Annotated in this window: 4 protein-coding genes; 3 read left to right on the top strand and 1 reads right to left on the bottom strand. The window is 71.8% G+C overall.

Features of this window, described 5'->3' with window-relative positions:
- Window positions 1-181 precede the first annotated feature (181 nt).
- Window positions 182-1,045: an endo alpha-1,4 polygalactosaminidase gene (locus tag MHW47_RS31675; protein WP_239227307.1), complete on the bottom strand. Its 864-nt coding sequence runs from the start codon at window positions 1,043-1,045 to the stop codon at window positions 182-184.
- Between the two features lie 243 nt (window positions 1,046-1,288).
- On the opposite strand from MHW47_RS31675, the gene MHW47_RS31670 reads away from it, so the two are divergent.
- The 3 genes from MHW47_RS31670 to MHW47_RS31660 form a co-directional block, all read left to right on the top strand.
- The gene (locus MHW47_RS31670; RefSeq protein WP_239227306.1) at window positions 1,289-2,842 is read left to right on the top strand and encodes a leucyl aminopeptidase; all 1,554 of its coding nucleotides are present in this window, start codon (window positions 1,289-1,291) and stop codon (window positions 2,840-2,842) included.
- Between the two features lie 488 nt (window positions 2,843-3,330).
- Entirely contained in the window at window positions 3,331-4,719 is a 1,389-nt protein-coding gene (gene lpdA, locus MHW47_RS31665; protein ID WP_239227305.1) for a dihydrolipoyl dehydrogenase, read from the top strand.
- Window positions 4,720-4,778: 59 nt separating this feature from the next.
- Window positions 4,779-5,101, top strand: a 323-nt coding sequence (locus MHW47_RS31660; RefSeq protein WP_308381734.1) for a biotin/lipoyl-containing protein, incomplete at its 3' end; no start/stop codon positions are given.

The following is a 5,101-nucleotide window of genomic DNA, read 5'->3' as shown; positions in this document are numbered from 1 at the left end:
CGGCGATGTGTTCGGGGCGCTCGCGGAGACGGCGGCCACGGTGGCGCTGGTGGTGCTGGCCCTGGGCTGAGGCGCCGGCCCGGGACGCGTTCCCCTGTGCCGGGCCGCCGAACCCGCCGCCGGGCCGCGCCCCACCCGCCGGCTTCCCGGACCGACGGCGCGGCGCGCCTCCGACGCCCCGTCAGTCCCCGTCCACCGCGCAGGACTCGCGCGACGCGTCCAGCGGGTACTCCTTGCGCAGCGAGCTGAGCCCCAGTTCCCGGGACCGGGCGCAGAACCGTTCGGCGGGCAGCTCGTACTCGACGTGGAACACCGCCTTGCCCGCCTTCACGAACGGGGTCAGCTCCTCGCACTCGTCGTACTGCGCGCACTGCTCGTTGACCGCGAAGTCGAAGTCCCCGACCAGCTCCGGGATCTGCGGCAGGTCGTTCTTGAGGCCGACCGCCATGCCGTGGCGGTGGACCAGGCGGGCGATGAGGCGGTTGTAGCGCAGCTGGTCGGCGGCGGTCAGCGGGAAGCCGCTCTTGTTGCGGTAGCCGTCCATGTTGTCCGGCTCGACGGCGTCGAAGCCCTTCTCGGCGCACATCTTGATCCGGGACTCCATCAGCGGCTCCAGGACGTCGGTGCGCCGGATGTCGAGCCAGCGCTCGCCCTCCCAGCCGTTGCCCTTCCCGAGCACCTCGGTGGGGAAACGGGCCGCGTCCGGGCGGAAGTCCTCCCAGGCGCCGGTGGACAGGTAGCAGATGACCTTGCGGCCGTCGCGGTGCAGCGCGGCGACCTCGGACGCCGTCCGGTCGAAGCCGTCGACGTCGTACACCGGGGCGTCCACGGTGGTGTCCAGCCGGCCCGAGAGCTGCCACTGCCAGTCGGTGCCGGGCGCCGGCTGCCAGCGCGGCCGCGCGGACGCCGAGGCTCCGGTCGCACCGCCCTTTGGCGTTCCGCCCCCGTCCGCGGCGCAGCCCGTGAGCAGCGCGAGCAGCGCCAGTGCGGTGGCGGCGCGGGCGCCGCGCGCCCCGCCCACCCGTGCGGCCGTACGGTCGCGCATCGTTCCCCCCATGTGCGCCCCGGGTCCGTGCCACCGGGACGATCTTCCTGGAACCCCCACCGTACGTCGGCCGGGGAACATCCGTGCGACCGCTACGGCCCGCCGCCGTGAGCGGGCAGCAAAGGCGCGCGTAGGCTCATTCCCGGCACATTGCGACGGCGTCTACGATGCGCCGGGCCCGGTCGGCCACCCCTCGACCCACACGGGCCGAACAGAACTCAACGGAAGCGAGAATTCACCACCGTGACTGCTCTCACTCTCAGCACCGCCGGTGCGGCGACGCTGCGCGCCGACGCCCTCGTCGTGGGCGTCGCCAAGAGCGCTGGATCAAAGTCCGGGGACGTCGTCCTCGCACCGGGCGCCGAGGCCGTGGACAAGGCGTTCGGCGGAAAGCTCGCCGCTGTCCTGGCGACCCTCGGTGCCTCCGGTGCCGAGGGCGAGCTGACGAAGGTCCCGTCCCCGGACGGCCTCAAGGCCCCGGTCGTCATCGCGGTCGGCCTCGGCCAGGCCCCCGGGAAGGACGACTCCTACGACGCCGAGGCGCTGCGCCGTGCCGCAGGTGCCGCCGCCCGCTCCCTGGCCGGGGCGAAGAAGGCCGGCTTCGCGCTGCCCGTCGGCTCCGTCGAGGACGCCGAGGCGATCGCGGAGGGCGCCCTGCTCGGCGCGTACGCCTTCACCGCCTACCAGGCCGGCGAGAACAAGCTCGCCCCCAAGGGCGCCAAGGCCGCCGGTGCCAAGCCGGCGCTGGCCGAGGTCGCCCTGCTCGGCGCCAAGCCGCGCGACAAGGCGTTCAAGGCCGCCGCCGACCGCGCGATCGCCCTCGCCGAGGAGATCAACCGCGCCCGCGACCTGGTCAACACGCCGCCCAACGACCTCTACCCCGAGTCCTTCGCCGCCGTGGCCACCGCCGCCGGCAAGGAGCACGGCATCAAGGTGCAGGTGCTGGACGAGAAGGCGCTCGTCAAGGGCGGCTTCGGCGGCATCCTCGGCGTCGGCCAGGGCGCGACCCGCGGCCCGCGCCTGGTGAAGCTCGCCTACACGCACCCGAAGGCGGAGAAGACCCTGGCCCTCGTCGGCAAGGGCATCACCTACGACTCGGGCGGCATCTCGCTGAAGCCGGCCGGTCACAACGAGACGATGAAGTGCGACATGGCCGGCGCCGCCGCCGTGTTCGCGACCGTCGTCACGGCCGCCCGCCTGGGCCTGCGCGTCAACGTCACCGGCTGGCTGGCGCTCGCCGAGAACATGCCCTCGGGCAGCGCCACCCGCCCCGGCGACGTGCTGCGCATGTACAGCGGCAAGACCGTCGAGGTGCTCAACACCGACGCCGAGGGCCGGCTCGTCATGGCCGACGCGCTCACCCGCGCCTCGGAGGAGAACCCGGACGCGATCGTCGACGTGGCGACCCTGACCGGCGCCATGGTGCTGGCGCTGGGCAACCGCACCTTCGGCATCATGTCCAACGACGACGCCTTCCGTACCTCGATCCACGAGATCGCGGAGGAGGTCGGCGAGGCGTCCTGGCCGATGCCGCTCCCGGCCGACCTGCGCAAGGGCATGGACTCCCCGACCGCCGACATCGCCAACATGGGCGAGCGGATGGGCGGCGGCCTGGTGGCCGGTCTGTTCCTGAAGGAGTTCGTCGGCGAGGGCATCGCCTGGGCCCACCTCGACATCGCGGGCCCCGCCTTCCACGAGGGCGCCCCGTACGGTTACACGCCGAAGGGCGGCACGGGTTCCGCCGTCCGCACCCTGGTCAGGCTGGCGGAGCGCACCGCCGACGGCGACCTCGGCTGAGGCCGGCCGGCCTCTGTACGGCCCCGGGCATACGTCCGGGGCCGTTGGGCCCTTCGTTCGGACCGGGCCGGATCAGGGAGCGGGCTCCGGTGTCGTGCATCGCAAGGCGGAGGAATGAGGCAACGCGGAGCGTTGTTGATTGACGACAACGCCGCGAGGTGCGGCACCAGAGCCCGCGAGCCCGGCACGGTCCGAGCGAAGGGCCCTGTGTGTTTGACCCACGGCACCACGCGTCCGGGCGGGGTGGTTTCGCTCTCGACGAAACCCCCCGTCCGCTACGCAGCGGTAATCCACCGGGACGGACGATGATCCGCCCCGGACACGGGCCCCGCGTCCCGCCCACCGTCAACAAATGCGAAGATGGGTTCTCGGCAGGACAGGGCCCCCACCACAGGGCCGAAGACAAAGCGGCCGCACACCAGCCGACCGGCCGGTAACACCCCGAGGACGGGGCCCGGCGTACGGCGCACATGCATGGAGGACGTGACGTGGCGAACGACGCCAGCACCGTTTTCGACCTAGTGATCCTCGGCGGTGGTAGCGGCGGGTACGCCGCGGCCCTGCGCGGAGCGCAGCTGGGCCTGGACGTCGCTCTGATCGAGAAGGGCAAGGTCGGCGGCACCTGCCTGCACAACGGCTGCATCCCCACGAAGGCCCTGCTGCACGCCGGCGAGATCGCGGACCAGGCCCGCGAAGCCGCCCAGTTCGGTGTCCAGGCCACCTTCGAGGGCATCGACATGGCGGCCGTCCACAAGTACAAGGACGACGTGATCTCCGGCCTGTACAAGGGTCTGCAGGGTCTCGTCGCCTCCCGCAAGGTGCACTACATCGAGGGTGAGGGCCGCCTCTCCTCCCCCACCTCGGTGGACGTGAACGGCCAGCGCATCCAGGGCCGCCACGTGCTGCTGGCGACCGGCTCCGTGCCGAAGTCGCTGCCGGGCCTGGAGATCGACGGCAACCGCATCATCTCCTCGGACCACGCGCTGAAGCTGGACCGCGTCCCGAAGTCCGCGATCGTGCTGGGCGGCGGCGTCATCGGCGTCGAGTTCGCCTCGGCGTGGAAGTCCTTCGGCACCGACGTGACGATCGTCGAGGGCCTCAAGCACCTCGTCCCGGTCGAGGACGAGAACAGCTCCAAGCTCCTGGAGCGCGCCTTCCGCAAGCGCGGCATCAAGTTCAACCTCGGCACGTTCTTCCAGAGCGCCGAGTACACCCAGGACGGCGTCAAGGTCACCCTCGCCGACGGCAAGACCTTCGAGGCGGAGCTGCTGCTGGTCGCGATCGGCCGCGGCCCGGTCTCGCAGGGCCTGGGTTACGAGGAGGCCGGGGTCGCCATGGACCGCGGCTACGTCCTGGTCGACGAGTACATGCGCACCAACGTCCCGACGATCTCGGCCGTGGGCGACCTCGCCCCGACGCTCCAGCTGGCGCACGTCGGCTTCGCCGAGGGCATTCTCGTCGCCGAGCGGCTGGCCGGTCTCAAGACCGTCCCGATCGACTACGACGGTGTGCCGCGCGTGACGTACTGCCACCCCGAGGTCGCCTCCGTCGGCATCACCGAGGCCAAGGCCAAGGAGCTCTACGGCGCGGACAAGGTCGTCGCCCTCAAGTACAACCTCGCCGGCAACGGCAAGAGCAAGATCCTCAAGACCGCGGGCGAGATCAAGCTCGTCCAGGTCAAGGACGGTGCGGTGGTCGGCGTCCACATGGTCGGTGACCGTATGGGCGAGCAGGTCGGCGAAGCCCAGCTGATCTACAACTGGGAGGCGCTGCCGGCCGAGGTCGCGCAGCTCATCCACGCCCACCCGACCCAGAGCGAGGCGCTCGGCGAGGCCCACCTGGCCCTGGCCGGGAAGCCCCTGCACTCCCACGACTGACCAGTCGACGGGCGCGACGACCGACCACTTCCGCATTTTCGTAAGGAGCAACTGAAACCATGTCGGTTTCCGTAACCCTTCCGGCGCTCGGCGAGAGCGTCACCGAGGGCACTGTCACCCGCTGGCTGAAGGCCGAGGGCGAGCGCGTCGAGGCCGACGAGCCGTTGCTCGAGGTCTCGACCGACAAGGTCGACACCGAGATCCCCGCCCCCGCCTCCGGCATCCTGTCGTCCATCAAGGTCGCCGAGGACGAGACCGTCGAGGTCGGCGCCGAGCTGGCCGTCATCGACGACGGCTCGGGCGCCCCGGCCGCCGCCGAGACCCCGGCCGCCGAGGCCCCCGCCGCCGAGGCTCCGGCTCCGGCCGCCGAGACCCCCGCCCC

Source organism: Streptomyces sp. OfavH-34-F (genome assembly GCF_022347745.1).
GTDB lineage: Bacteria > Actinomycetota > Actinomycetes > Streptomycetales > Streptomycetaceae > Streptomyces.
Note: the sequence above shows the minus strand (reverse complement) of the source record. Positions and strands in the feature narration are given on the sequence as shown.